Here is a 25,124-nt window from a genome sequence, read left to right on the forward strand (position 1 = left end):
GCGTGACTACCGTCACAACCATTTCTGTTTCAGTGACTCTATCTGTGTTTCTGTTTGGGTGTCAATGAAAACGGAAGGAAAGGCAGATCTGCTTATGGCAGTTTCTCGGAGAGGGCGCGAAAAGGAAGAAGCCACCAGCGCCGACGGCGCTGATGGCTTCTCTTGTACGGACTGCTCGGCAGCCCCGCTGACAGGTTCGGTCAGATCCCGCCGTCGCGGGTCTCGTTTCGGGTGATCCGCTCGCCGGTGTTGGGGTCCTGGACGGTACGCGACTCGCTGACCCGCTTCTGGTTGCGGGGAGCATTCATGAGGAGCGAAATGATTAGCCCCAGAATGCCGACCCCCATCAGGATGTAACCCACCAGGGTGAGGTCGATGAAGTTCACCAGATTATCTGAGACTGCGAAGGCCAATATTGCACCAAGTGCAATGAGGACAATGGAGGAACCGATTCTCATGCCAACCACTCCTTGATTTGACCCGCTTCAGGAATTCTTCTGTTAGTCCCAGTAGCCACGGCGGGTTGCCGGAATATAAGCGCCACGTGATCAGCATACTGTCGATCCCGTTTCTGGTGAAGTTTCGATTACAAGGGGTTGCAAAGTCGTCGAGCAGGAGTTTAATAGTTCCACCGGTGAGGCGTATGCTATTACTAAGCTCACTTATCAAGTAAGGTAGTGTGCAGTTGCACTCCGGTGCATCGTCGAAATCGACATATATGTTGCGCAGTTAGAAGTTCGATAAAGGAGCACTTCATGAATTTCCTGGCATTTCTTCTTCTCGGCCTTATTGCGGGCGCCATCGCCAAGCTGATTCTGCCCGGCAAGCAGGCCGGCGGCTGGATCATGACCCTGATCCTGGGCGTGATCGGGGCCCTCCTCGGAGGCTTCCTGGGTAACCTCCTCTTCGACGTCGGCGTGAACGAGTTCTTCTCGATCTCCTCGTGGCTGCTGGCCATCGGCGGCGCGATCATCGTTCTCCTCGTTTACGGAGCTATCACCAAGAATCGCTCGCACGCATAAACCGGGTACATCGACCAAACGCCCCGCCGGCCCCCATCCGACGGGGCGTTTTGCGTTGAGGCAAGCGCTCGCCCAAACTTGAACAACTCGACGGAAGGATCAGTTATGGCACGCTTCAACCCTGCGGGGAAATTTGCCAGCGGAGCGGTATTCGACCGCAACGGCCAACCAAAGCCGGGCATCCAGCGCGCGGTGGAACGGGCTATCGATATTCAACGACCGTTGGTTCTCGCCAACCTGCGGCGACTGCGCAGAAAAAACCCAACGGCCACCGGTGCCGAGTTGAACGCAAAACTGGAGCGCGACTATCTCGTTGCGATCACAACCGCAGGAGCGGCTGTCGGAGGCACCGCCGTCGTCCCGGCTATTGGAACAGTGGTTTCGCTGGGACTTTCCGCCGCCGCCACCGTCGGTTTTCTGGAGGCAACGGCGCTCTATGCACAATCAGTCGCGGAGCTGCACGGAATCTCCACAGAGGATCCGGAGCGTGCCCGCACTCTCGTCATGGCCATCCTCATGGGTGAGGAAGGCTCGGCTCTCATCCAGGCGACCATCGGTTCATCAGCGGGCGGAGTGACGCGTCACTGGGGCAACGTGGTCGGCGGATCGATGTCCTCCTCCGCAGTACGCGGCATCGGCGCCAGCATCCGCAAGCGTTTCCTCAAGCGCATGCTCGCGCGCCAGGGCGGCGCCCTGTTGGGCCGGGCGCTCCCGTTCGGGGTAGGCGCAGCTGTGGGCGGGGTGGCCAACCACAAGATGGGCCGTACGGTCATCGAGGCAACCCGGGAAGCCTTCGGTCCACCGCCCACCGTCATCCCCGGTGAGCTGCTCACGGAGCTCGAGAAGCTCCCGGAGACCGGTAACGGCCCGCAGCCCTGACGCTAGCCGAACAGCGCGTGGGCCAATGAGAAGATGCCCAGTCCGGCAAGAGCGCCGACCACGGTGCCGTTGATCCGGATGAACTGAAGATCCTTACCGACCTGGAGTTCGATCTTCCGTGAGGTTTCTTCGGCGTCCCAGCGCTCCACAGTTTCGGAGATGATGCCCGCGATGTCGCTTCGGTAGGTCCGCACGAGGTAACCGGCGCCGTCGGAAATCCACCTGTTGATCTTGCCCGCAAGATCCTCGTCCGTGGTGAGACGCCGCCCGAAGTCGCGGACCGCAGCCTTGAAGTTTCGGGTCAGTTCACTATCAGGGTCATTGACTGCTTCCAGGAGGGCTGTCTTGATGGTGGACCAGGCCCGTGCGGCAACATCATGCAGACGCGGGTCATCAAGGATGCCGGCCTTGATCTCCTCGGCCTTCGCAATAATGACCGGATCATGCTGCAGATCCTGGGCGAGGTCCTTGAGATACTTGTCGATGGAGAGCCGGACATCGTGCTGGGGATCCGCCTGGACCGCCCGAACGAACTTGAGGAACTCCACATAAACCTTGTCGCCGACGAGCCCGTCCACGAAGTGCGGCACCCACGTGGGTGAGCGTTGGGACACAACGCGGGAAACGACGTCGTAATTGCCGTCCACCCACTCGGCTGCCCGGTCCACCAGCAGGTCAATGAGCCGGTGGTGGTGTCCCTCCTCGAAGACGCGCTCTGCCATGCGACCGACCGGCGGCCCCCACGGTGGGTCCACCACGTGCTTGCGCACCATTGATTCGATGACCTTCTGGACGGCGTCGTCATCCAGCACGGTGAAAGCACCGCGGATCAGGGCGGCACCTTCCACGGCTACGCGGTCTGCCCCCTCCGGCCGGGAGAGCCATGCGCCGGCGCGCTGGGCGAGGCCGAGTGAGGAAAGCTTCTGCTGCACCACGGACTCCGACAGGAAGTTCTCCTCCACAAACTGCCCCAGTGATGTGCCGATCTGGTCCTTCTTGCGCGGAATGATCGCCGTGTGGGGAATCTTGAGCCCCATCGGGTACTTGAACAGGGCCGTCACGGCGAACCAGTCGGCCAGGGCTCCCACCATGCCGCCCTCCGCAGCAGCGCGGACGTACTGCAACCACGGGTACTGCTCCTGAAGGGCGAAGGCGATCAGGAAAATCACCGCCATGATGGCGAGCAGGCCCGTCGCAACGGTCTTCATCCGCCTCAGACCCGCGGCGCGCTCCGTATCGGTCAACGCAATGCTCACTTAGTCCTCCGCATCGATGCTGAATTCCCATCTAACCAGCCGTCCGGAGGACAGTCACGCCGCCGATTCGCTAGCGTAAGGCCTGTGGCAGAACAACGAGCAGTGAAGCACCTGGTTTTCGCGCACCGCGGGGCGAGCGAACAGTACGCGGAACACACCCGCGCTGCTTTTCTGCAGGCGCTCGCGGAAGGTGCTGACGGGGTGGAATGCGACGTCCACCTCACTGAGGACCTGGAACTTGTCTGCATTCACGACACCACGCTGGACCGCACCTCCAGCGGAACGGGCGACGTGGGAGGTCATACGCTGCGACAGTTGCGTGAACTGGACTTCGCGTCATGGAAGGGGGCGAATATCCCGCCAGGGTATGGCGGTGTGGCCGATCAGCTGCTCACGCTCGAAGACCTGCTGGATCTCCTGCGTACGGACGGACGCCAGCTTGAGCTGGCCATCGAGCTGAAGCACCCGAGCCCCTTCGGGCTCAAGCTGGAGGAACGGCTGATCGCCTTCCTGATGAGGGAGGGCTATGACCCGGAGACTTCCCGGCTCGCCAACCTGCACATCACTTTCATGAGCTTCAATCCCGACTCGGTCCGCCACCTGTTGGAGCGCGTGCCCGCCGACGTCGTCTGCCAGCTGGTGGCCGACGTGCAGCCTGATGACGTGCGCGAAACTTTGGGCCCACTCACCGCTGCGGCCGTGATGAACCTCCTCCGGCGCGCGCTGCACGAGGGCGAGCGCATCATCGCGAGTGGAGCGGTGGGAATCGCCGGGCCAAGCATCGCGTACGTGCGTGCGCATCCGGACCGGGTTGCGCGGTGGCTCGAGTCCGGGCTTCGCCTGCGGGTGTGGACGGTTGACGCTGACGACGACATAGACCTCCTCCGCGACCTCGGCGCCCAGGAGATCACTACCAACCGTCCGGCGTATGTACTTGGCAGGCTCAAAGGGGAGTCCTCGACCGGCCGGGTGTGATTGAGTTATCGCATGGCTATGCCGATTGAGGACTACGCGCTGATTTCCGATCTTCATACCGGTGCGCTCGTTTCCCGGGGTGGGAGCGTGGACTGGCTTTGTTACCCTCGGTTCGACTCGGCGTCGGTTTTTTCCGCGCTGCTGGGCAATGACAATCACGGACGTTGGCTCGTGGCGCCGGCGCACGCCGCCGGTGTTGCGGAGCTGGTGGAGTGGAAGTACATCGACTCCACGTTCGTACTGCAGTCCAGATGGCGTACCGAAGCCGGTGAAGTCCTGGTGACCGACTACATGCCCATCCATGACCGGCGCGCATCCCTTGCACGGCGCATCGAGGGAATCAGCGGATCAGTGCCGATGCGCCAGGAGCTTGTAGTGCGCTTCGGCTACGGCGAGGTGCTGCCATGGGTGCGGCGTACCCATGAGGAGGGCGGTCCCGGAATTCTCGCGATGGCCGGGCCGGATGCACTGCTCCTGCGTGGCACCCATCTTCCGCGCGCCGCCGATCACCGCCACGTGGGAGAGTTCACCGTCGAAGCCGGTGAAAAGGTGGACCTCGAGCTGGTGTGGTACCCATCCCACCGTCCGCAGCCGACGCCCCTGGACTTCGACGTCACACTGCAGGCAACCATCGACTACTGGCAGGGCTGGGCGGAAAGCTGCGAGAAGCAGGGCGAGTATGACGGCATCGTCAAGCGCTCACTCCTGGTGCTGCGTGCCCTGACGCATGAAGACACCAGCGGCATCGTCGCGGCCCCCACCACGTCGCTGCCCGAGGCCTTCGGCGGCGAGCGGAACTGGGATTACCGGTTCTGCTGGCTACGTGACGCCGCATTGACGCTCGAAGCGATGATGACGCACGGCTACGAGGATGAGGCCTCGGAATGGCGGAACTGGTTGCTCCGTGCGGTTGCCGGCGACCCCGAGGATCTCCAGATCATGTACAGCGTTTCGGGTGAGCGGAACCTTCCCGAGAAAGTCCTGGGGCACCTGCCGGGTTACGCGGACTCCGCTCCAGTTCGGATCGGCAACGGGGCCGTGACCCAATACCAGGCCGACGTCGTCGGTGAAGTGATGGTTGCCCTGGAAAAGCTGCGCAAGCGCGGAGTGAAGGAAGACGAATTCTCCTGGCCGCTGCAGCATGCACTGTTGGGGTTCCTGGAGAAACACCTGAGCGCCAAGGATCACGGTATCTGGGAGATGCGCGGTGAGCCGGCCTACTTCACGCACTCCCGCGTCATGATGTGGGCCGCGTTCGACCGCGGAGCCCGCGCGGTCCGCGAACACGGTCTCAAGGGTGAGGCAGACCGATGGGAGCAACTCCGGGATGAGCTCCGCATCGAGATCCTTGAGCAGGGTTTCAGCAGGGAGGTGGACTCTTTCACCCAGTATTACGGCACCACCTTGGTGGATGCATCACTGCTGCAGCTGCCGCAGGTCGGATTCGTTGATTACGACGACCCGATGATGATCGGCACGGTTGCGAGGCTGGAAGAAGAGCTGCTCGATGAGCATGGGCTGCTACTCCGCTACCGCACCGAATCATCAATCGATGGCTTGGCGCCCGGCGAGCACCCGTTCCTTGCCTGTTCCTTCTGGCTCGTTGAGCAGTATGCGCATACCGGCAGGCTTCAGGACGCCAAGAAACTGATGAACCAGCTGGTGGGCTACGCCAACCAGCTTGGCCTGCTGTCCGAGGAGTACGACGCCGGAAACGCCAGGATGGCCGGGAACTTCCCTCAGGCGTTCTCCCACCTGGGGCTGGTGCGGGCCGCCGATGCGATCCACGCGGCCCAGCAGGTCTCCCTCGCCCACTGATTTCACAGGACACGCCCCTTATGAAGGGTCATAAGGGGCGTGTCCTGTCAGATGAACGGTGGACGGTTAAGGCTTGAGCACCACCTTGATGCAGCCGTCATCCTTCTTCTGGAAGGTTTCGTAGGCAGCCGGTCCCTCATCCAGAGGAACTTCGTGGGTCTTGAGATCCATGACGCCCAGCGGATCCGAGGGGTCTTCCACGATGGGAAGCAGTTCATCGGTCCACCGGCGGACATTGCACTGACCCATGCGTGTCTGAATCTGCTTGTCGAACATGGTCAGCAGAGGCATGGGGCTTGCCGTGCCGCCATACACGCCGCTGATGGATATAGTTCCGCCCCGGCGCACCGCATCAATCGCCGCGTGCAGGACGCTCAGCCGGTCCACTCCGGCTGTTTCCATGGCTTTCTTGGCTACAGCGTCAGGGAGGAGCCCGACGGCCTGCTGTGCGAAGGCGCCGAGGGGTGAGTGATGTGCCTCCATGCCGACGGCGTCAACGACGGCGTCCGGGCCGCGCCCGTCGGTCATTTCCCGAAGCTCATCGCCGACATTCTTCGAGAAGTCGACAACCTCGATGCCGTGCCGCTCTGCCATTGCGCGGCGCTCCGCCACGGGCTCAACCGCGATTACCCGCTGACCGAGGTACTTCCCGACCCTGCTGGCGAACTGGCCAACGGGACCAAGACCGAAGACGGCCAGGGTCCCGCCGTCGGGCACGTCCGCGTACTTCACGCCCTGCCAGGCGGTGGGGAGGATATCGGAAAGGTACAGGTAGCGCTCGTCGGGCAGCTCGCTGCCCACCTTGACGGCCCCGTAGTTTGCGTGCGGAACGCGCAGGTATTCGGCCTGGCCGCCCGGCACGGAGCCATACAGTTCCGAATACCCGAGCATCTTCGCGCCAGTGCCTTTGTCCCTGCTTTGGGTGGTCTCGCACTGGGACTGCAGGCCCTGATTGCACATCCAGCAGTGGCCGCACGCTACGTTGAACGGGATGACCACGCGGTCTCCGGGCGTGAGGTTGGTTACGCTGCTTCCCACCTCTTCCACGATGCCCATTGGTTCATGGCCAAGGATGTCCCCTTTGTTCATGAACGGACCGAGCACCTCGTAGAGGTGAAGGTCGGATCCGCAGATCGCGGTTGAAGTGATGCGAACGATTGCATCCGTGGGCTCCTGAATTCGCGGATCAGGAACGTTGTCGATGCTGAGCGATCGCTTGCCCTGCCAGGTAAGTGCCTTCATGTTGGTCTCTCCAAGGGGTTGGTAAGCATGCTGACTATACTCAGTATTGCCGGGATTCCGTCGGAAGTGAACCCCATAGGCGGAACGGCATACGCTTGGCCGGTGGAGTTATCGAGATCCCCGGCTGTCCGGGTTGGACTGTCAATTGCCGTGGCTACCGGCCTCTATGGGGTGTCTTTCGGTGCCCTGTCAGTCGCCTCCGGGTTGGACCTCCTGCAGACCATGGCACTGAGTCTCCTGTTATTCAGCGGCGGTTCCCAGTTCGCGTTCATCGGCGTGGTGGGAGGCGGCGGAACCGGGGCGGCCGCGATGTCCGCGGCTTCCCTGCTCGGTATCCGCAACGCCGTCTACGGCATGCAGATGAACGCGATGCTCCGGCCGCGCGGCCTGCGCCGTTTCGCGGCCGCCCAGGTAACCATTGATGAATCGACGGCGACGGCCACGGGACAAAGCGATCCCCAGGAGCAGGCGCGCGGGTTCTGGGTTGCAGGGATCGGTATATACGTTCTATGGAATGTCTTTACCCTTGCGGGCGCGCTACTGGGGAACGCACTCGGTGATCCTGCGCAATGGGGCCTGGACGGCGCTGCGGTCGCCGCATTCCTCGGATTGCTGTGGCCCCGGTTGAAGGCGCGGGAGCCGGCGGCCATCGCCGTGGTCTGTGCGCTGGTTACCCTGCTCACCGTCCCCTTTGTGCCTGCGGGCATCCCGATCCTGTTGGCCGCCGCGGTAGCTGCGCTGGCCGGCTGGTTCAGTTCCGGTCCCCCGCGCGAGGGCCTGGAGCCCGATGTCGAGCCCTATCCCACGGAAGGACACCGGTGAACCTCTGGATCTGGATCCTCATTGCCTGCGGAATCAGCTATCTCACGAAGCTCGCCGGCTATCTGGTGCCCGCGCGCCTCATGGAGAACCCGCACATGACCCGCGTCGCCGGCACGCTGACTATCGGGCTGCTCGCGTCACTGACCGCCGTGAACACCTTTTCGAGCGGGCAATCCCTGGTGATTGATGCGCGCCTCGCGGCCGTCGTCGCAGCAGGGGTGGCGCTGTGGCTGCGGGCACCGTTCCTCGTCGTCGTCCTCGTGGGGGCGGGCGCCGCGGCACTGGCGCGTCTTCTTGGCGCCCCCTAGCCCCGTGAATACGGCCGCTCGCGTGTGCCGAGTGGCTCACTAGCAGGGATCTAGACAGAGCCGACGACGGCGGCAGTCGCCTCAGCGATAGCCGCCTCTTCGTCTGTGGGCACCACGAGGACCGGGAAAGCCGATTCCTCTGTGCTGATCTCCCGCGGCGAGCCGCCCGGTTTCTGGTTTTCGGCGTCGTCAATGTAGACACCCAGGGCGCCCAGACGCTTGACCACCCGCTCCCGGAAACGCCAGGAGTTCTCCCCGATGCCCGCCGTGAACACGAGCGCCTGCGCGCCTCCAACAGCAACGTGGTACCCGCCGATGTACTTCGCGAGGCGATAGGAGGCGATCTCCAGCGCCATGGTGCCGGCAGCGTCCCCGGACTCCTCGATGGAACGCATGTCATTGTGGCCTGTGAGGCCCTTCAAGCCGGACCCGCGGTTGAGTAATTGATCGAGATCCTTCTCCATGTAGCCCTCCCGGCTGAGGAACAGCAGGATCGACGGGTCGATGTCGCCGGACCTGGTTCCCATGACAAGTCCCTCCAGCGGAGTGAACCCCATCGAGGTATCAATGCTTTGGCCATCCTGCACAGCAGTAATGGACGCGCCGTTGCCCAGGTGCGCGATGATGCCCGTGAATTCGGTTGGCGGCATCCCGAGCAGCTCGGCGGCGTGCCGAGTCACGTACTCGAAGGAGGTGCCGTGAAACCCGTACCGGCGGATGCCGAACTTCTTGTACAGCTCATCCGGCACGGCGTACCGCCACGCATGCTCGGGCAGCGTGCGGTGGAAGGCCGTGTCAAACACAGCCACCTGCGGCATGTCCGGCCACCGCTCGGCAATGGCGCGCAGACCCTGCACGTTGGCAGGATTGTGCAACGGGGCCAGTGGGTTGAGCCGGTCGATCGCGCGGATGATCTCATTCGTGATGAGCACTGGTTCGCTGAACCGTTCGCCGCCGTGAACCACGCGGTGACCGACGGCGTCGATGGACTTGCCCTGCAGCTTGGCGTCCAGCTCCTCGGTGACCCGGTCCAGCGCTTCGGTGTGATCCTTCGGGCCGCCGTTCGCGGTGTCGCCGATGCGCTCGATCAGCCCGTTGGCCAGGCGCTCCCCGCTCACGGAATCCCGGACTTGGTACTTGAGCGATGACGAGCCCGAGTTGATGACGAGGATGATCATGGCGCCTCCTGCGCTGGTGTGCCCTGCGCCTGCACGGCGGTGATGGCGACGGTGTTCACAATATCTTCGACGGTGCAGCCCCGTGACAGGTCATTGACCGGCTTGCGCAGGCCCTGAAGCACCGGCCCCACGGCGACCGCACCGGCTGATTGCTGAACCGCCTTGTACGTGTTGTTGCCTGTATTCAGATCGGGGAATATGAAGACGGTTGCCTGCCCCGCGACCGACGACCCGGGCAATTTGGACTCTGCCACGGAGGCGTCTACGGCGGCGTCGTACTGGATGGGCCCCTCCACCGGCAGGTCGGGGCGGATCGAGCGGACCAGCTCCGTGGCCCGCCGCACCTCGTCCACTGCGCCTCCGTAACCCGACTCTCCGGTGGAGTAGGAGAGCATGGCCACGCGCGGTTCAACCCCGAACTGGGCAGCCGTTTCAGCCGACGCCACAGCGATATCCGCCAGTTGCTCCTCGGTGGGATCCGGATTGACGGCGCAGTCTCCGTACACCAGCACGCGGTCACGAAGCAGCATCAGGAACACGGAGGAGACAATTTTCACGCCCTCCTTCGTCTTCACGAACTCAAGCGCGGGCCGGATGGTGTTCGCGGTGGTGTGCGCGGCGCCGGAGACCATGCCGTCAACGTAACCCAGCTGAACCATCATTGTTCCGAAGTAGGAGCCATCGAGCATGCGGTCCCGGGCGTCGTCGAGCGAGACGTTCTTGTGCGCACGCAGCCGCGCGTACTCCGCAGCGAACTCCTCGCGCAGGTCCGAGGTTGCCGGGTCCAGCAGGGTGAGCCCGGTCAGGTCCACACCGAGGCCGGCGGCACGCTCGCGCAGCTGTCCCTCCGGTCCGAGGATTGTCAGGTCGCAGACATCCCGGCGGCGCAGGATCTCAGCGGCGCGGAGGATCCGCTCGTCCAGGCCTTCGGGTAGAACCACATGCTTACGGTCCGCGCGGGCCTTCTCGATCAGCTCGTGCAGGAACCGCAGCGGAGTCATCTTCACCGGCCGGGGCAGCTCAAGGCGCTCCAGCAGCTCCGTCGCATCCACCTGCCGTGCCCACACACCAAGTGCGGCGGCAGCCTTGCGCCGCAAGCCGGTCGCAATCTCGCCGCGCACCTCACTGACGCGCTTCGCGGCCGTGTAGGTGTCGTCGTCGACCGCGAAAACAGGGAAGGTGGCATGGGCAAGCAGGGCAAGGATATTGGGGTCCGGCGTCAGACCACCGGTGAGAATCATGCCGGAGGGCACGGGAAACTCAGGCGAGAACGACGACGCCACAGTTGCCACCAGCACGTCCGCCCGGTCTCCGGGAACAATCACGAGGGCGCCGTCGGTCAGCAGTTCCAGGAAGTGGCCAACGTTCATGGCAGCGACGCGGATGGAGGAGACATCACGTTCCAGGCTGGCGCCGCCGGCGATGTGACGCGCGTCCAGGGCGCCGGCAACCTCCGCCATTGTCGGCTGGGAGATCTCGCTCATTTCGGGAATGACGTAGACCGGGCGGCCGGACTTCCCCGGGCGCACCTGATCGCGGATGGCCTCTACGGCGCTCTCTGCCGCACGGTTCACCATCATGGCCAGCAGCGACACCTCCGCTGCGTCCAGTTCCCTGCGCGCGACGTCGACGGCGTCAGCTGCCTCAGCGGAGGTCATGTCCTTTGCGCTTACCACGGCAAGCACCATGGCGCCCAGATTGTTCGCCAGCCGTGCGTTCAGATCAAACTCGACGGCGGCGTCCTGCCCGCTCAGGTCCGTCCCCTCCACGATGATTACGTCGCAGGACTGCGCCATCTCGCTGTACACGGAGACGGAACGCGCATCGATTTCCTCGCGCTCGCCGGACACGAGCAGGGCCCGGGCTTCCGCCCGCGTCATGGCGCTCCTGGCGGTCTTCTCATCCAGCCCGAACGCGCGCCGCATGAGGAGAACCATCGGATCATCGTTGCCGTCTTCCGCTTCCGAGATTGGGCGAAGGAAGCCGATCCTGTCCGCGTGCCCCTGCAGCATGCTGGCCAACCCCAGGGAGATGAGCGATTTGCCTGACCCGGGGGCCATGGCGCTGACATAAATTCCGCGGGTGGTCATTCCTTCATCCTGCACGATCGACGGTGCATAGTCACTGCCCGGCGCCTGCTGCCTGCGTCACCCTCCGGACTGCCGGTTCACCGTCGACGTACGGAACGGGTGACCGGTGGGGCCAAACCTGACAGACTGTTTCCCATGCTCGTAGCCTTCTCAGTTGCACCTTCCGGCCGGCCCAGCGGCGCACGTCAGGACACCAGCGAAAACGGGGACGGTTCGGTTCACGCCGCGGTAGCCGAAGCCGTGAAGATCGTGCGTGACTCCGGCCTGCCGAACTCCACCAGTTCCATGTTCACCGAGATCGAGGGTGAGTGGGATGAGGTCATGGACGTGGTCAGACGCGCTACGGAGGCAGTGGCCAAGTACGGCAGCCGCGTCTCCCTGGTGCTCAAGGCGGACATCCGTCCCGGCCACACGGGCGAGCTCAGCGGAAAAGTGGAGCGCCTCGAGCGCGCGATTGATGAGATGGACGAGTACCAGGGCCACTCATGAGTAACTGGACAGAGGTTGACAGCTACCTGAACCGCACGGTGGTCCAACCGGACGCCGCTCTCCTTGCGGCCGTTGACAATACCCGCAACGCAGGTATGCCTGCCATTGAAGTGACTGCCGGGCAGGGCAAGTTCCTCATGCTCCTTGCCCGTATCCATCAGGCGAAGCGGGTCCTGGAGATCGGTACGCTGGGCGGCTTCAGCACCACCTGGCTGGCACGCGGTCTTCCCGAGAGCGGAACCATTGATACCTGCGAGTATGAGCCCGCCCATGCAGAGGTGGCCAGGCGCAATCTGGAGGTGGCCCCGGCGTCGGGCACAAGGTAACCGTGCACGTGGGAGCGGCACTGGAGACGCTTCCCACGCTGGAAGGGCCCTATGACCTCTTCTTCATCGACGCGGACAAGGCGAACAACCCCAACTATCTGGAGTGGGCGGTGAAGCTGTCCCGGCCGGGATCCGTCATTGTGCTCGATAACGTGGTGCGCGGGGGCAGCGTGCTGGACGAGAACGGCGACGAAGACATCCAGGGCACCCGCAGGGCGCTGGAACTGCTCGGTAGCCACCCGCGCCTTGATGCGACTGCCCTGCAGACAGTTGGGTCCAAGGACTGGGATGGGTTTGCGGTCGCCATCGTCAACTAGGACGCAGCTACAACCGCTGCAGGCGAGTGACCGTCGTCGTTCCCGATAGCATGAACGGCATGGCCACCATCCGTCCGCTCCGCATCGACGAGACCGAAGCTGCGCTGCGCATGAAGAACCAGGGCTGGCGCCAGGCCTACCGGGGGAAGGTGCGCGAAGAAGTCCTCGATGGCCTGGATGACGGCATCGAGGCCATCGCCGAAGCGTGGAGACAGGGATTCGATGAGAGCGGCAGCGTACCGCTGGTAGCGGTCAACGACGACGGCGCGATCGTCGGTATTGCAGCAGGCGGTGAGGCGCGGGGTGATAACCCTCCTGCCGCCGTCGAACTCTTTATGCTGTACGTGCTGGAGGAGTATTACGGCACCGGTCTGGGCCGGGCGCTCGCCGATGCCGCTATCGGCGATGCCGCCGCGTGCGTCTGGGTCCTGGAGGGCAACGAACGCGCCATCGCTTTCTACCGCAAGCTCGGCTTCGCTCCGGACGGAGAGCGGGAACAACTCTCCGAACGGTGGAACGGCCTTCATGAGATTCGGATGGTGCGCGCTGCCTGCGCCGTCGAGCCGCCGCGCATCAGCGCTTCGGCATCAGGTTCACAACTGACAGGGGAATGACGTGTCCAACTACTACGGCAACCAGCCTTCTCAACACGTGGTGGTCTACGCCGCGAAGGAAAGCTGGCTCGCCTACCTGCTCTGGTTCCTGCTCGGAAACTTCGGCGCCCACAAGTTCTACCTGCGCCAGAACGGGATGGGCTTCCTCTACCTGGGCCTGGGTCTCATTGGCTACGCCACGGCGTGGTTTGTTCTCGGGTTCCTGTTCCTGATCCCGCTGTGGATCATGATGGTCATTGACCTGTTCACCATTCCGGGCAGGGTGCGGCAGGTCAACGCACACCTGCACCACCAGGGTGCCGTCCGTCCTTACTAGCCGAACGGCACCAGGCAAAGCGTAAGGATCAATGGGACGCCAACGCGAGCGCAGGGAAACAGCGGGCACAGACGGCGGTCCGGTTCCCGGCATTCACACCATCGACACCGGCACTTGTGAGCTCGTCCACGACCGCTTCAATCCCAACGGCTGGGTGCTTCACATCAATGGTGTGCCGAGTTCCCACATCGACCTCACCGATCCTGCCCGGCTCGACTTCGAGTACATGCGCTGGATCAGTTCGCTGGTAACGTCCCAGTGGCCGTCCACGTTCCGGCTCCGCGCCCTGCATCTTGGTGGCGGGGCCTGCTCGCTGGCGCGGAGTTTTGCCGTGACCTTTCCCGATGCGCGGCAGGTGGTCGTGGAACTCGACGGCGCGCTCGCGGGCCTGGTGCGTGAGTGGTTCGACCTGCCGCGTGCACCGCTGCTACGGATCCGTGTTGGCGAAGCGCGCAAAGTCACTGAGGCACTGTCCGCGAGTAGCCGGGACCTCATCATCCGGGACGTCTTCGCGGGCAGCCGCACTCCAGCCCCGCTGACCACCGTCGAGTTTGTTGAGCACGCCAAGCGTGTCCTGGATGCGGCCGGGGTCTATGTCGTCAATTGCGGGGATTCCCCGGACCTGGGGATGGCGCGGCGCGAGGCGGCGACCATCTCCGCTGCCTTCACCCATACCGTGATCATTGCGGACCCCGCAATGCTCAAGGGCCGGCGCTACGGGAATGTGATTCTTGCCGGAAGCGATGCTCCACTTGGGGAGGATCCCGGCCTGGCTCGTGAGCTGCTTGGCGGCGGAGTGCCGGCGCACCTGTGGCGGGATGCGCAGGTGACCCGTTTCATCAGTGGCGCGGCAGTCCTCACCGACTAGCAACGGGTGGGTCAGCCGACGCCGAGCAGCTGCTCGATCGGGCCGATCCCGAAGAACACCACGAATGCACCTGCCACGGCCCACATCAGCGGGTGGATTTCCCTGGCCCTGCCCTGGAACGTGCGGACCAGGACGTACGCGATGAACCCGGCGCCCAGTCCATTGGCGATCGAGTAGGTGAACGGCATGAGCGTGAACGTCAGGAACGCGGGAATGGCGATTCCCCAGTCCTGCCAGTCAATCCGGCCCACCTGGGACACCATCATGAAACCAACGACGACGAGGGCAGGCGCCACTGCCTCGAACGGCACCAGCGAGATCAGCGGCGTAAAGAACATGGCCACGAGGAACAGCAGGCCGGTCACGATGTTGGCGATGCCGGTGCGCGCGCCTTCGCCGATACCGGCGCCCGATTCGACGTAGATCTGGTTGGAAGAGACTGATCCCGCCCCGCCGGCCACCGCTCCGAGAGCGTCAACAATGAGAACGCGGTCGACGCCGGGGATGTTGCCCCGCTTGTCCACCAGCTTTGCTTCATTTGCCAGGCCCACCATGGTGCCCATGGCGTCGAAGAAGATGCTGAGCAGGATGGTGAAGGTGAGCAGCAGGGCGGCGGTGGCGCCGAGGCTGCCGAACGCCCCGAAGACGCTGACACTGCCGACCAGGCTCAGGTCGGGGAGGCCGATCCAGGCCCCGGAAGGAAGCTCCGGAACAACGAGCGACCAGCCCTGTGGGTTGGAGCCGTCCGGTCCCACACTCGGCCCGACGTTCGCCACGGCTTCGATGATGACGGCCAGAATGGTGGCGGCGATGACACCGATCAGGATGCCGCCGCGAACCTTGCGGACCACCAGTGCGATGGTCAGGATCAGGCCGAATACGAACACCAGGGTGGGCCAGCCGAGGAGTACGCCCCCGAATCCCAACCCGACCGGCACGGTGGTCTCCGCAACATCTGGGATACGCCGGACAAAACCGGCGTTCACCAGTCCGATCAGTGCGATGAAGAGCCCGATACCGACGACGATCGCTGTTTTCAAGCTCTCCGGCACGGCATTGAAGACTGCGGTACGGAAGCCCGTCAGGACCAGCACCAGCATGGTCAGGCCGGCAAGAACCACAAGGCCCATCATGTCCGGCCAGGTGAGCTCCGGATTGGTGGCAACCGTGATGGCCACAAAGGCGTTGACGCCCAGCCCGGTGGCAAGAGCAAAGGGATACTTGGCCCAGGCGCCCATGAGGATGGTCAGCAGTCCCGCGACGAGCGCGGTCACTGCCGCCACACGTTCAAACCCGAGGCTGCCTCCGCTTGCGTCCGCTCCAGCGAGGATCAGCGGGTTGAGCACCACTATGTAGCTCATCGCGAAGAACGTGGCGATGCCGCCCCTGATTTCACGTGAGTAGGTTGATCCGCGAGCGGTGAGCTGGAAGTAGCGGTCCATCGCGGTGCGCAGTTCAGGCACGGGTATTCCTCTGTTGGTGGGGGAGTTTCGCTCAAGGAGTCTATCCAATGGCGGATTCAGGATTCTGCCAGTTCGCTCCCGTAGGCTTAAGGCATGAAGCCTTCCGCAGTAGTTGCAGCGCGCGCGGCGCGTATTCCGGGTGCGCGTTCCGTTCAGCGCACCGCCGTGCTCCTGGCCGGCGTACTTCTGGTTGCGTTCGCGTTAGTCCTGGGATCAGCCTCGATTGCGTCAGCGCATGATGAGCTGAGCTCCTCGACTCCGGAGCCGGGTGCAACGCTCAAGACAATGCCTCAGGCGATTGAACTCACGTTCACCAATGTTCCTGCGACCATCGGCTCGCAGGTTCAGGTGCTTGATGCTGCGGGCGAAGACTGGGCTGAGGGCGAGGTCTCCATCACTGACACCGTGGCCACACAGGCGATCCGCGCCGGGGCGCCGGCCGGAACCTACACGGTGAACTGGCGTGTGGTGTCCTCTGATTCGCACCCGATTGAAGGTACCTTCGACTTCACGGCTACGGCAGGCGCTGCTGCCGAGGCGTCTGAGGCTGCGGGGACGCCTGAGGCGTCCGCGGGTACAGCAGGCCCGATCGAAACAGCTGACCCCGGCGCGCTTGACCAGGAGCCGGCGGCAGACTCCGGTCTTTCCTGGGGAGTCATCCTGATGATTGCGGTGCTGATTGCGCTCGCTGTGGTGCTGGCACTTGGAGCCAGGCGGCGCCTCACCCAGGGCAACAACGACGACGCCGCGTAGGCACCTTCTCAGGCGCTGATTGCGGGCGGACGCCTGGTTGATCCGGCAACAGCGGCGGCCATCACGGAAGCCTTCACTGGCTGGATCACCTGAGCCGCGAGAGCTCCCTGCGAGACAATTGAGTCGCTGATGACCTTGGCCTGCCGGACAATTTCCCGAGTTGTCGGCGTCAGCATCTCGCCCACCCCGATGAGGTAGAGACCGATAGCCCGGAGCGCCGCTTTGATGTCGATTCCCACTGCGAGGCCGAGGGACTGCACGAAACGGCGCAGCTGGTTCTGTGGATACTTGGTCAAGACCACGTGGTCTGCGAGCAGGACGCCGTTCCGCGTCTGCACCGCCCATTTCTTGGACCCAAGTACCGGAGCCGGAAGAAGCTGGGAATAGCCCACCATGCACAGTCCCTCAGCAACCGTCTCCTGGCGGATGTCCAGTGAGTGGCTTGACGCGTAGCAGCGCAGCAGCCGCAGGAGTTCCGTGCGTTCGGACAGCGACACCGAGTCCGTCATTACGGTTCGGTTTGGCCCGGAGTTCAGGCATTCGATGCTCTCGACCACGATGGACTGCACGCCGCGCCGGCTCAGCTCGCTGGCAACGGCCAGCCCGGACAACCCGGAGCCAATCACCACTGTGGTGGTCATCTCTGCGGCTGAGGGCACGGAAGGATCAGCGGCGACGTGGTCGATCGGCTTCGGCAGCATCGATGAAAACCTCCTGGACGAAGGAGAATTCCGCACAGCCCGGCGCCTCTTCCGGGCTGTGCGGACACTTGGCTGCGAACGGGTCAACCAAGCGCACTGAAAGCGGGCGGGAACCTTTGTGGAGACCATCCGCCCGATAACGATTCTCGAAGCCTATATAACTTTTTGGGTGCTGAATAGTCCTCCTACTGGAGAGTAGGCTAGAAATATCTGGACGGCTGAGCGAAGGTGTCAATTGAGGTTCAACCGCGAGGAGGCGGACCATGAGTGAGGCTCATAAGCCGGAGGCGCCGTGGCATTCCCAGGGGCGCGGACTGGTTGTGGGGGTTGATGGCTCCGACCAGAGCATGTGTGCTCTCGTCTGGGCGGCACAGGAGGCCGAGCGCCGCCACTGCCCACTCCATGTAGTAACTGCCTATACCGTCCCGGTCTTCGCGGCGTCGAGCATGGATGCCGGTTACGCAACCGTGGATGATTCGGTGATCCGGGAGGGGGCGCAGGCGGTCCTCGATCAGTCCATCAGCAAGATAGCCGGTCACCACAACATCGAAATTGTGCCGCGGGTGGAGAGCGGTGATGCCGCAGGTGTGCTCCTTGAGCTCTCCGAGGAGGCCGAACTCATGGTTGTGGGTTCGCGTGGCAGGGGAGGCTTCGTTGGACGCCTCCTTGGCTCCGTGAGCGCCGCGCTGCCGGCGCACTCAAAGTGCCCCACTGTGGTTGTACCGCTGTACTGTGCCCCGAGGCTCGATGAGGCCGGCGTATCCGCACCGAAACCGAAGGGCGAGCCGTGCCCGCGCGCGGAAGAGATCGAAAAGGTGGTTGTGGTCGGAGTTGACGGCTCCGAGCAGGCGCGCATGGCTTCGCTGATTGCAGCCGAGCAGGCGCAGTCTCGTGGTCTGCCCGTACGGGTGGTGTGTTCACTGCCGCCCTTCACCGGTTCACTTGCATGGATGCCCACCCCGGTTGACCGGGACGCACTCCACGCGGAGATCATGGTTCAACTCAACGCGGGGAAGGCATGGCTGCAGAGCCATTTCCCTCAACTGGACATATCAGTGGAACTCCTCGACGGGCCTCCCGTTGAGGTGCTGATCGAGGCATCACGGACGGCCGAGCTGGTTGTGCTTGGCACCCGCGGCCGCGGCGGATTCGCCGGAATGCTGCTCGGCTCCACCAGCCAGGGCGTGCTGCACCACGCGAAAGGCCCGGTTCTTGTGGTGCCGGACAGGGAGGATCCTCGCCTGACGGACCGCGCAAACTTCGGACCGATGGTCGCCTAGAACCGCGCAGCGAGCGGGTTGAGTGCGCCCATCCCGCTCATATTCGCGAGATTCACTTCGAGAATGCCCTGTGAGGGGTTCAGGGCGTTGACCACGGTGTTGTTACCTACGTAGATGGCAACGTGCCAGATGCCGGCGCCCTCGCCCCAAAAGACAAGGTCGCCGAACTGCGCCTGCGACAGCGGGACATGGGTTCGTGCCGCGTAGAACTGCGCGGACGCTGTACGCGGGAGTGAGATGCCCCCTGAGGCAAAGGCCTGCTGCACCAGCCCGGAGCAGTCATAACCCCGCGGACCGTTGCCTCCCCACTGATAGAAATAGGGCGCTCCGACGCGCGCACGGGCGTAACTGACGGCTGCCGCCACTCCGCCGGGATTCACTGCAGGCGGAGCAGGAGCCGGTGCAGGCTGGGGTGCCGGTGCCGGTGCCGGCGGAGGAGGTGCCGGCGTGGGAGCAGGTGCAGGTGCAGGTGCAGGTTGGGGTGCCGGTCGCGGCGGAACCGGAGCGGGCGCGGGAGCAGGAGCCGGCGTCGTCGGACGCGGAGCAGGTGCCGGAGCAGGAATGGTGGGTCGCTGGGGCGCCGGTGCCGGCGCGGGTGTTTGCGGAGAATCCTGCGCCGGCGGCACCAGTGTGGGGGCTGGAGCAAGCGGTGCTTCGGAGCGAGGCGAGGCGGTCGCTGCGGCAGCCGCCTCGGCTGATGCGGCAAGAATGCGAGCGAGCTCATCCTCGCGTCGTTCCTGTTCAAGGCCGGCGATACGCTGCTCCTCGAGAGCCGCGGTGGTGTCCCGCAGCTGCGCCAACTGCGCAACCAGGATTCCGCGTTCGGCCTGCTTCTCCTCCACCAGGCTCGCGGCGCTCGCCATCGCGAATTCTGTGGCGGCTCCGGCCTTTTCCGCGGCCTCGGCTGCGTCGGCGGCTGCCTGCTCCGCGTTGCGTGCGTCGGCCTGCAGGGACTCGAGCGACTTCGCCGCAGTTTCAGCCTGGTTGACGGTGCGTGACCGGGAGGCGGCCATGCCTTCGACAGTGGAGGCCTGATACATGATGCTGCCTGGGTCCTGGGCGAACGAAAGGAGGCTGCTGTCCGGCATGATGCCGCCCGCACGGTAAATGTCCGCGGCAAGTTGACCGAGCTCCGTGGAGGCAGTGCGGTAGGTCTGCTCAGCCTGCCCGGCCAGTGCCGAAAGCCGCTGGGCGGTCGACCGCCGCTCATCAAGTTCCGCGAGTGCATCAATGTAGGCGCCCTGCGACTTCATTGCCTCAACCTGCGCGCCCTGCAGTTCTGCGGAAGCATTCTCGAGGATGCTTTCGATCTCTGTCACGAGTTCCGCCGCCGCAGCTGTGTTGTCCTCCGCAGCGGCAATGTCGGCGGGGCTGGGCAGATCCGATGCTGCAAAGGCTGGCGACGGCGTCAATCCCACGGTGAGCAGCGATCCCACGAGCATGGCAGTGAGCGCGGAAAATCCGCGCTGCGAAAAGGTTTGCGGCATAACTCGATCCTCGGACGGCAACCAGACTTGTCCGAGGATAGAGCCCCAAATGTCACTTTAGCAACATTTGTCACACCAGTATCATAAACAACAGCGGTGTCATTCCCAACGCAAGGCCGCTCACGGCGTGTCGCGCCCGAGTCAGGCGTGCTGCCGGCTCTCATGCACGGCATGCTCCAGCGGTTCAAGTTGAAAGGTGCAGTGCTCGGTATCGAAGTGGTTGCTGAGGCAGTGCGTAAGGCGGTCGAGCATGCGGTCAACACCCTCGGCGTTCAGGCTTTCGGTGTCCACCACCACGTGGGCCGAAAAGACGGGAACGCCGGAGGTGATGGTCCACGCATGAATGTCGTGTGCATCGACAACCCCCTGCACTTTCAGGATGTGCTCCCGGATCATCGCCGGATCCACACCCTTGGGGGCGGACTCGAGCAGCACATTGATCACGTCTCTCAGCAGGCTCCATGCGCGCGGCAGAATCATGGCTGCAATGAGGATGGAGGCTATGGCGTCAGCCTGCAGGAATCCGGTCACTGCGATGACGACGGCGGCAATCACCACGGCGATTGACCCAAGCAGGTCTCCCAGCACCTCCAGATAGGCGCCTCGAAGATTGAGGCTTTCCTTATGCCCGCCGTGGAGGATCAGCAGACAGGCGAGGTTCGCTGCGCCGCCGAGCAGCGCAGCTATCAGCATGATGTCCGTGCGCACCTCTGTTGGCTCACCCAGCCTGCGGAACGCCTCGATCGCAATGACCACCGCGATCACCACCAGGATGACGGCATTGGCCAGTGCCGCCAGCACTTCTGCCCGCTGGTAGCCGTAGGTGCTCCGCACAGTGGCAGGCCGGGTTGCTATCCAGGAGGCGAGCAGCGCTATGAAAACGCCGGCGGCGTCGGAAAGCATGTGGCCCGCGTCAGCGAGCAGGGCCAGGGACCCGGACAGCGCAGCGCCGATCACCTGAACAACAACGACGGCGAGTGTGATCGCCACGACCAGCACCAGCGACTTGCGGTGCTTCCCCGTCGCGGTGACGGGATGCCCATGAGAGTGTGCGCCCATATAACCAGTATGAAGCCCCGGCGGTAGCCAGGTTGGGTTACCCCCAGCCCAGCTCGTGGAGGCGTTCGTCATCAATCCCGAAGTGATGCGCAACCTCGTGGATCACGGTGATGAGGATTTCATCCACGAGTTCCTCGCGGCTCCCGCACATCCTCAGCAGCGGCTGCCGGAAGATGCTGATGCGGTCGGGCAGGGAGCCGGCATCCCACCAGGAGTCCCTTTCCGTCAGCGGAGTACCCTCATAGAGGCCGAGCAGGTCGGGATCCGCTTCCTCGCCGGGGCCGGGCTCAAATTCCTCCTTGACGAAGATGGCGACGTTGTTCATAGCCCTCGCCAGCCTGTCCGGGATCTGGTCAATTGCGTCGTCGACCGCTGATTCGAAGTCCTCGAGGCTCATATCGATGGGCACGGAGGAAACTCTACTGCCGTCGCTTCCGCAGGACGTCCGACCGGCGATTCAGAGGTTTTGTGTAATCGAGATCGAAGCCCTATAGTTTTAGAGGTCCACAACGAGGAGTAAAGTACTTGTGTGGTCCTGGCCCCCATCGTCTAGCGGCCTAGGACACCGCCCTTTCACGGCGGCGGCACGGGTTCGAATCCCGTTGGGGGTACGCAAGGGGGTGGTTCAAAGCACCGTTTGGGTGCTGATAGGATCAAACTCTTGCAAAATCGCAAGGCCCTGTAGCGCAGTTGGTTAGCGCGCCGCCCTGTCACGGCGGAGGTCGCGGGTTCAAGTCCCGTCAGGGTCGCTGAGGCGGTCGGAGAAGTCCGGGCGTCGACGGTGATCATCACACGATGGTTGCAAGGCTCTGTAGCTCAGTTGGTAGAGCGTTCGACTGAAAATCGAAAGGTCACCGGATCGACGCCGGTCGGAGCCACCACTGAAAGCCCCTGGGAAACCGGGGGCTTTTGCTTTGCCCCGCAGTTTCCCCGCCAAGCCAATCCTTCCGCGCATCAGCGACGAATCGAAACAGGGTCACCGGCCGTCGATTAGGCTAGGTCTGGGTAGGGGGCAAGATGCAAGGATTGCGGGGAGGATCGGCAATGCCACACAGAATCCTGGTTGTTGACGATGACGCGGACATCCGCGATCTCGTCTCCACCAAGCTTGAGTCAAGCGGTTACGAGGTTGAGACCGCCGGTGACGGGGTCGCCGGATTGGAACTGGCCACCAACAATGAGTACCACCTTGTGATCTCCGACGTCATGATGCCTGGCATGTCCGGGGTGGACATGGTCAGAATGATGCGCTCGGCAGAGCCTCCGATCTCCGTTCCGGTGATCCTCCTGACCGCCAAAAACCAGGAACGCGATATCGAGAATGGGTTCGCCGCCGGCGTCACCGACTACGTCGTCAAACCCTTCAGCCCCCGCGAACTCGCAGCCCGGGTTGCCGGCATCCTGGCACGCTAACTCCCGTGCTGGTCTCATGGGATGTGCTGGCGGTCGCCGTTGTCGTTCTGGTTGTCGCGTGCGTGCTGGCTCTGACCGCCGTCGTTCTCATCAAGGCGGCACGCCACGCCGGTGAGCGCCGGAGGACTGTCCATGACGAGGCAATCCGCACCCGCATCATGATGCTCGCGGTTGCCGAGGATGAGGCGCTGGCGGAGTTGGAGTCGGAACTCGCATCGACAACGGGCGCCCTCGGGGAGCACGTGGAAAACACCCTGCTGCGCATGATCCCCGAAGTTCGTGGTGATGTGCGCGAGGCCATGATCCGCATCCTCGCCGCTCGCGGCCTGCTCAGCCGATCCCTTGACCGAATCCATTCCCGCGGCGCCATTCAGCGGGCTGCTGCGGCTGAACTGCTCGGCATTCTCGGCGGCAGGGAGGTCATCGGCCCCTTGACGGCCGCCCTTCAGGACAAGAGCCTCGAGGTCCGTCTTGTGGCGGCGCGTGCCCTCGGCGTCGCGGCCCAGCCCGAGGCCGGAGGGCACCTCGTCGATGCGCTTTCGCTGACCAGCGGGATCCCGCACTCGGTTGCCGCCACGGCGTTGCTCAATCTGCCCGAACAGGATCCCGCAGTGTATATCGAGGGTCTGCGGGACCGGGACGCCGGGATCCGATATGGCTCTGCGGCTGTGGTGGGCCTGCTGCTCATGTCGGAAGCCGCGGACGCACTGTTCGACTGCATGGTTGCGGAGCGGGGCCGGGAAGGTGCGTCCGATGTCGTCATCGCTGCTTGCGCCCGGTCACTGGGACGGCTCGGCCACAAGCCTGCCATCAGCGAACTTGCGGACATTTCCTGCTCAAGCGCTGCGTCGTCGTCTGTCCGGCAGGCAGCAGGAGAAGCTCTCAAGGCGATGCCTGGCGCCGAGGCACGCGACGTGCGCAGGCGGGTCATCGAGCATGCCGATGCGGATGTCCGCCGCATCCTCGTGGATGCATAGGGGGAACGGATGGAGAACGTGCTTGAGCCGCTGAGAGCGGCAATCCGGTTGCTCTTCGAGATCACGGCGTACCCCGTACTGGCCTACTTCATCGTGATCAATTCGTTCCTGCTGCTGCTGATCATCTTCGCGAGCGTGAATTTCACCGCGCATCTCCGGCGGCAGTCCTTTGCCGGGGCCCGAGTCACCGCCGCATCCCCGCTCAGTCCGGGAATCTCCGTCCTGATGCCGGCGTATAACGAGGGCGCAGTCATCGCAACGTCCGTCCGCTCTGTGCTCGACCTGCGCTACCCGGATCACGAAGTCGTGGTGGTCAATGACGGCAGCTCGGATGAGACGCTGCAAACGCTGATCGATGTCTATGACCTCGTCGAAGACCGGCGGGAAGTGTCCGTCAAGGTGCCCGTCCGGGGAACCATCCGCGCCATCTACCGTGCGCGGGATACCGCGCTGCCCATCGTGGTTGTTGACAAGGAAAACTCGGGCCGGTCGGATTCGCTGAACATGGGACTGAACGTCGCGTCCAAGGACCTCGTGGTGATGGTCGACGCCGACAGCCTGCTGGATCCCGATTCCCTCCTTGTGGTGTCCAAGCCCTTCACTGATGACCCCGAGCGCGTGATCGCAACCGGCGGAGTGGTGCGCGTGGCCAACGGATGCGAGGTCGTTGCAGGCCGCGTGGTCAGCGTGAACATGCCGAAGAACTACTTCGCCCGCATTCAGATCGTGGAATACCTGCGCTCCTTCCTCCTTGGGCGGGCGGGGTGGTCCCAACTCAATTCCCTGATTCTCATTTCCGGTGCCTTCGGAATGTTCCGGCGCGACCTCGTGACCCAGGCGGGTGGTCTGGACCCGGACTGCATCGGCGAGGACTTCGAACTGGTCATGCGCCTGCACCGGATGATGCGCCGGTCCAAACGGAAGTACCGCGTCATCTTCATCGCCGAACCGGTGTGCTGGACGGAAGTTCCCTCCACGGCCGCGGTCCTTGCAAGACAACGACGGCGGTGGCACCGCGGTCTGTGGGAAGTCCTGATCAAATATCGCGGCATGACGTTCAACCCCCGCTATGGGACCGTGGGCATGATTGCGCTGCCCTACTACTGGATCTTTGAGCTCATCGCTCCCGCCATTGAGCTCTTTGGCCTCGTCATTGTCCCGCTGGGACTGCTGCTCGGCGTGGTGAACGTGCCCTACGCGCTCGCGTTCATCGCTGTCGCGTACCTCTATGCCATTTTTGTCTCGCTGATGGCATTGCTGGTCGAGGAAGCTTCGTTCCACCGCTACAACCGGTGGGGGGATCTCTGGGTGGCCCTGCTGGTATCGGTTCAGGAAAACATCGGGTACCGCCAGCTGACCGCTATCTGGCGGATTCAGGGCTGGTGGGCAGCGCTTCGCGGCAAGAAGCAGGTCTGGGGCACCATGACCCGGACAGGTTTCGAGAACGCGTCACCGTAGCCGGCGCCGGTGT

25 protein-coding genes, 3 tRNA genes and 1 pseudogene are annotated in these 25,124 nt (G+C 63.7%); 19 read left to right on the forward strand and 10 right to left on the reverse strand.

Going from position 1 to position 25,124, the window contains the following annotated elements; translation table 11 throughout:
• Positions 1 to 200: 200 nt before the first annotated feature.
• Positions 201 to 458 (reverse strand): DUF6458 family protein, encoded by a 258-nt coding sequence (locus tag AC1MBU_RS02830; RefSeq protein ID WP_056545827.1) that lies wholly within the window; start codon positions 456 to 458, stop codon positions 201 to 203.
• 297 nt (positions 459 to 755) lie between these two features.
• On the opposite strand from AC1MBU_RS02830, the gene AC1MBU_RS02835 reads away from it, so the two are divergent.
• Both AC1MBU_RS02835 and AC1MBU_RS02840 read left to right on the forward strand, forming a co-directional pair.
• Entirely contained in the window at positions 756 to 1,022 is a 267-nt protein-coding gene (locus tag AC1MBU_RS02835; protein ID WP_056545828.1) for a GlsB/YeaQ/YmgE family stress response membrane protein, read from the forward strand.
• A 105-nt stretch (positions 1,023 to 1,127) separates the two neighbouring features.
• Positions 1,128 to 1,901: a hypothetical protein gene (locus tag AC1MBU_RS02840; RefSeq protein ID WP_277358780.1), complete on the forward strand. Its 774-nt coding sequence runs from the start codon at positions 1,128 to 1,130 to the stop codon at positions 1,899 to 1,901.
• Between the two features lie 2 nt (positions 1,902 to 1,903).
• Here AC1MBU_RS02840 and AC1MBU_RS02845 read toward each other — a convergent pair whose 3' ends face one another.
• Positions 1,904 to 3,109, reverse strand: coding sequence for a DUF445 domain-containing protein (locus tag AC1MBU_RS02845; RefSeq protein ID WP_479789710.1), 1,206 nt, complete (start codon positions 3,107 to 3,109; stop codon positions 1,904 to 1,906).
• 132 nt (positions 3,110 to 3,241) lie between these two features.
• Between AC1MBU_RS02845 and AC1MBU_RS02850 the strand changes: the two genes are divergently transcribed.
• The gene (locus AC1MBU_RS02850; protein WP_479788419.1) at positions 3,242 to 4,132 is read left to right on the forward strand and encodes a glycerophosphodiester phosphodiesterase family protein; all 891 of its coding nucleotides are present in this window, start codon (positions 3,242 to 3,244) and stop codon (positions 4,130 to 4,132) included.
• Positions 4,133 to 4,144: 12 nt separating this feature from the next.
• A complete protein-coding gene (locus tag AC1MBU_RS02855; protein ID WP_479788421.1) occupies positions 4,145 to 5,950 on the forward strand; it encodes a glycoside hydrolase family 15 protein in 1,806 nt (601 codons plus the stop codon).
• Positions 5,951 to 6,016: 66 nt separating this feature from the next.
• On the opposite strand, the gene AC1MBU_RS02860 is transcribed toward AC1MBU_RS02855, so the two are convergent.
• The gene (locus AC1MBU_RS02860) at positions 6,017 to 7,192 is read right to left on the reverse strand and encodes a zinc-dependent alcohol dehydrogenase (protein WP_479788423.1); all 1,176 of its coding nucleotides are present in this window, start codon (positions 7,190 to 7,192) and stop codon (positions 6,017 to 6,019) included.
• A 102-nt stretch (positions 7,193 to 7,294) separates the two neighbouring features.
• Here AC1MBU_RS02860 and AC1MBU_RS02865 point away from each other — a divergent pair, with 102 nt between their 5' ends.
• Both AC1MBU_RS02865 and AC1MBU_RS02870 read left to right on the forward strand, forming a co-directional pair.
• Entirely contained in the window at positions 7,295 to 8,014 is a 720-nt protein-coding gene (locus tag AC1MBU_RS02865) for an AzlC family ABC transporter permease (protein WP_346027837.1), read from the forward strand.
• Positions 8,011 to 8,322 (forward strand): AzlD domain-containing protein, encoded by a 312-nt coding sequence (locus tag AC1MBU_RS02870; protein ID WP_346027838.1) that lies wholly within the window; start codon positions 8,011 to 8,013, stop codon positions 8,320 to 8,322. The genes AC1MBU_RS02865 and AC1MBU_RS02870 overlap by 4 nt, the downstream gene beginning before the upstream one ends.
• Before the next feature lie 50 nt (positions 8,323 to 8,372).
• Here AC1MBU_RS02870 and AC1MBU_RS02875 read toward each other — a convergent pair whose 3' ends face one another.
• On the reverse strand, positions 8,373 to 9,500 hold the full coding sequence (locus tag AC1MBU_RS02875) for an acetate/propionate family kinase (protein ID WP_277358774.1): 1,128 nt from the start codon (positions 9,498 to 9,500) through the stop codon (positions 8,373 to 8,375).
• A complete protein-coding gene (gene pta, locus AC1MBU_RS02880; protein WP_277358773.1) occupies positions 9,497 to 11,590 on the reverse strand; it encodes a phosphate acetyltransferase in 2,094 nt (697 codons plus the stop codon). The genes AC1MBU_RS02875 and pta overlap by 4 nt, the downstream gene beginning before the upstream one ends.
• Positions 11,591 to 11,725: 135 nt before the next feature.
• On the opposite strand from pta, the gene AC1MBU_RS02885 reads away from it, so the two are divergent.
• From AC1MBU_RS02885 to AC1MBU_RS02905, 5 genes and pseudogenes are all read left to right on the forward strand, one after another.
• Positions 11,726 to 12,079, forward strand: coding sequence for a thiamine-binding protein (locus AC1MBU_RS02885; RefSeq protein ID WP_277358772.1), 354 nt, complete (start codon positions 11,726 to 11,728; stop codon positions 12,077 to 12,079).
• Positions 12,076 to 12,722 (forward strand): annotated as a pseudogene (locus tag AC1MBU_RS02890) (O-methyltransferase). Before AC1MBU_RS02885 ends, AC1MBU_RS02890 begins: the two are co-directional and overlap by 4 nt.
• A gap of 59 nt (positions 12,723 to 12,781) precedes the next feature.
• Complete coding sequence (locus tag AC1MBU_RS02895; protein ID WP_277358770.1) at positions 12,782 to 13,336, forward strand: GNAT family N-acetyltransferase; 555 nt, start codon at positions 12,782 to 12,784, stop codon at positions 13,334 to 13,336.
• Between the two features lies 1 nt (position 13,337).
• Positions 13,338 to 13,652, forward strand: coding sequence for a TM2 domain-containing protein (locus AC1MBU_RS02900; RefSeq protein WP_277358769.1), 315 nt, complete (start codon positions 13,338 to 13,340; stop codon positions 13,650 to 13,652).
• 31 nt (positions 13,653 to 13,683) lie between these two features.
• On the forward strand, positions 13,684 to 14,520 hold the full coding sequence (locus AC1MBU_RS02905; protein WP_346027840.1) for a spermidine synthase: 837 nt from the start codon (positions 13,684 to 13,686) through the stop codon (positions 14,518 to 14,520).
• Positions 14,521 to 14,531: 11 nt separating this feature from the next.
• On the opposite strand, the gene AC1MBU_RS02910 is transcribed toward AC1MBU_RS02905, so the two are convergent.
• Complete coding sequence (locus AC1MBU_RS02910) at positions 14,532 to 15,962, reverse strand: NCS2 family permease (protein WP_428831025.1); 1,431 nt, start codon at positions 15,960 to 15,962, stop codon at positions 14,532 to 14,534.
• Positions 15,963 to 16,076: 114 nt separating this feature from the next.
• Between AC1MBU_RS02910 and AC1MBU_RS02915 the strand changes: the two genes are divergently transcribed.
• Entirely contained in the window at positions 16,077 to 16,736 is a 660-nt protein-coding gene (locus AC1MBU_RS02915) for a copper resistance CopC family protein (RefSeq protein WP_277358766.1), read from the forward strand.
• An 8-nt stretch (positions 16,737 to 16,744) separates the two neighbouring features.
• Here the strand turns inward: AC1MBU_RS02915 and AC1MBU_RS02920 are convergent, their stop codons facing one another.
• The gene (locus tag AC1MBU_RS02920) at positions 16,745 to 17,437 is read right to left on the reverse strand and encodes an FAD-dependent monooxygenase (RefSeq protein WP_277358765.1); all 693 of its coding nucleotides are present in this window, start codon (positions 17,435 to 17,437) and stop codon (positions 16,745 to 16,747) included.
• 263 nt (positions 17,438 to 17,700) lie between these two features.
• Here AC1MBU_RS02920 and AC1MBU_RS02925 point away from each other — a divergent pair, with 263 nt between their 5' ends.
• Positions 17,701 to 18,717 carry a universal stress protein gene (locus tag AC1MBU_RS02925; RefSeq protein WP_277358764.1) on the forward strand — a complete coding sequence of 339 codons (1,017 nt, stop codon included), beginning with the start codon at positions 17,701 to 17,703 and terminating at the stop codon, positions 18,715 to 18,717.
• On the opposite strand, the gene AC1MBU_RS02930 is transcribed toward AC1MBU_RS02925, so the two are convergent.
• From AC1MBU_RS02930 to AC1MBU_RS02940, 3 genes are all read right to left on the reverse strand, one after another.
• Complete coding sequence (locus AC1MBU_RS02930) at positions 18,714 to 20,204, reverse strand: C40 family peptidase (RefSeq protein ID WP_479788431.1); 1,491 nt, start codon at positions 20,202 to 20,204, stop codon at positions 18,714 to 18,716. The two genes, AC1MBU_RS02925 and AC1MBU_RS02930, sit on opposite strands and share 4 nt — an antisense overlap.
• A 141-nt stretch (positions 20,205 to 20,345) precedes the next feature.
• Complete coding sequence (locus AC1MBU_RS02935) at positions 20,346 to 21,263, reverse strand: cation diffusion facilitator family transporter (RefSeq protein ID WP_056545857.1); 918 nt, start codon at positions 21,261 to 21,263, stop codon at positions 20,346 to 20,348.
• 37 nt (positions 21,264 to 21,300) lie between these two features.
• Positions 21,301 to 21,660 (reverse strand): metallopeptidase family protein, encoded by a 360-nt coding sequence (locus AC1MBU_RS02940; RefSeq protein WP_346028048.1) that lies wholly within the window; start codon positions 21,658 to 21,660, stop codon positions 21,301 to 21,303.
• 141 nt (positions 21,661 to 21,801) lie between these two features.
• On the opposite strand from AC1MBU_RS02940, the gene AC1MBU_RS02945 reads away from it, so the two are divergent.
• From AC1MBU_RS02945 to AC1MBU_RS02970, 6 genes are all read left to right on the forward strand, one after another.
• Positions 21,802 to 21,874, forward strand: a tRNA-Glu gene (locus AC1MBU_RS02945).
• Between the two features lie 64 nt (positions 21,875 to 21,938).
• Positions 21,939 to 22,012, forward strand: a tRNA-Asp gene (locus AC1MBU_RS02950).
• A 56-nt stretch (positions 22,013 to 22,068) separates the two neighbouring features.
• Positions 22,069 to 22,144: transfer RNA gene (locus AC1MBU_RS02955), tRNA-Phe, on the forward strand.
• Positions 22,145 to 22,307: 163 nt separating this feature from the next.
• The gene (locus AC1MBU_RS02960) at positions 22,308 to 22,676 is read left to right on the forward strand and encodes a response regulator transcription factor (protein ID WP_277359784.1); all 369 of its coding nucleotides are present in this window, start codon (positions 22,308 to 22,310) and stop codon (positions 22,674 to 22,676) included.
• A 5-nt stretch (positions 22,677 to 22,681) separates the two neighbouring features.
• Positions 22,682 to 23,653 carry a HEAT repeat domain-containing protein gene (locus AC1MBU_RS02965; protein ID WP_479788436.1) on the forward strand — a complete coding sequence of 324 codons (972 nt, stop codon included), beginning with the start codon at positions 22,682 to 22,684 and terminating at the stop codon, positions 23,651 to 23,653.
• Between the two features lie 9 nt (positions 23,654 to 23,662).
• A complete protein-coding gene (locus tag AC1MBU_RS02970; protein ID WP_277359786.1) occupies positions 23,663 to 25,111 on the forward strand; it encodes a glycosyltransferase family 2 protein in 1,449 nt (482 codons plus the stop codon).
• Positions 25,112 to 25,124: the final 13 nt, after the last annotated feature.

The sequence above is a fragment of the Arthrobacter sp. PTI12 genome (assembly GCF_056679915.1).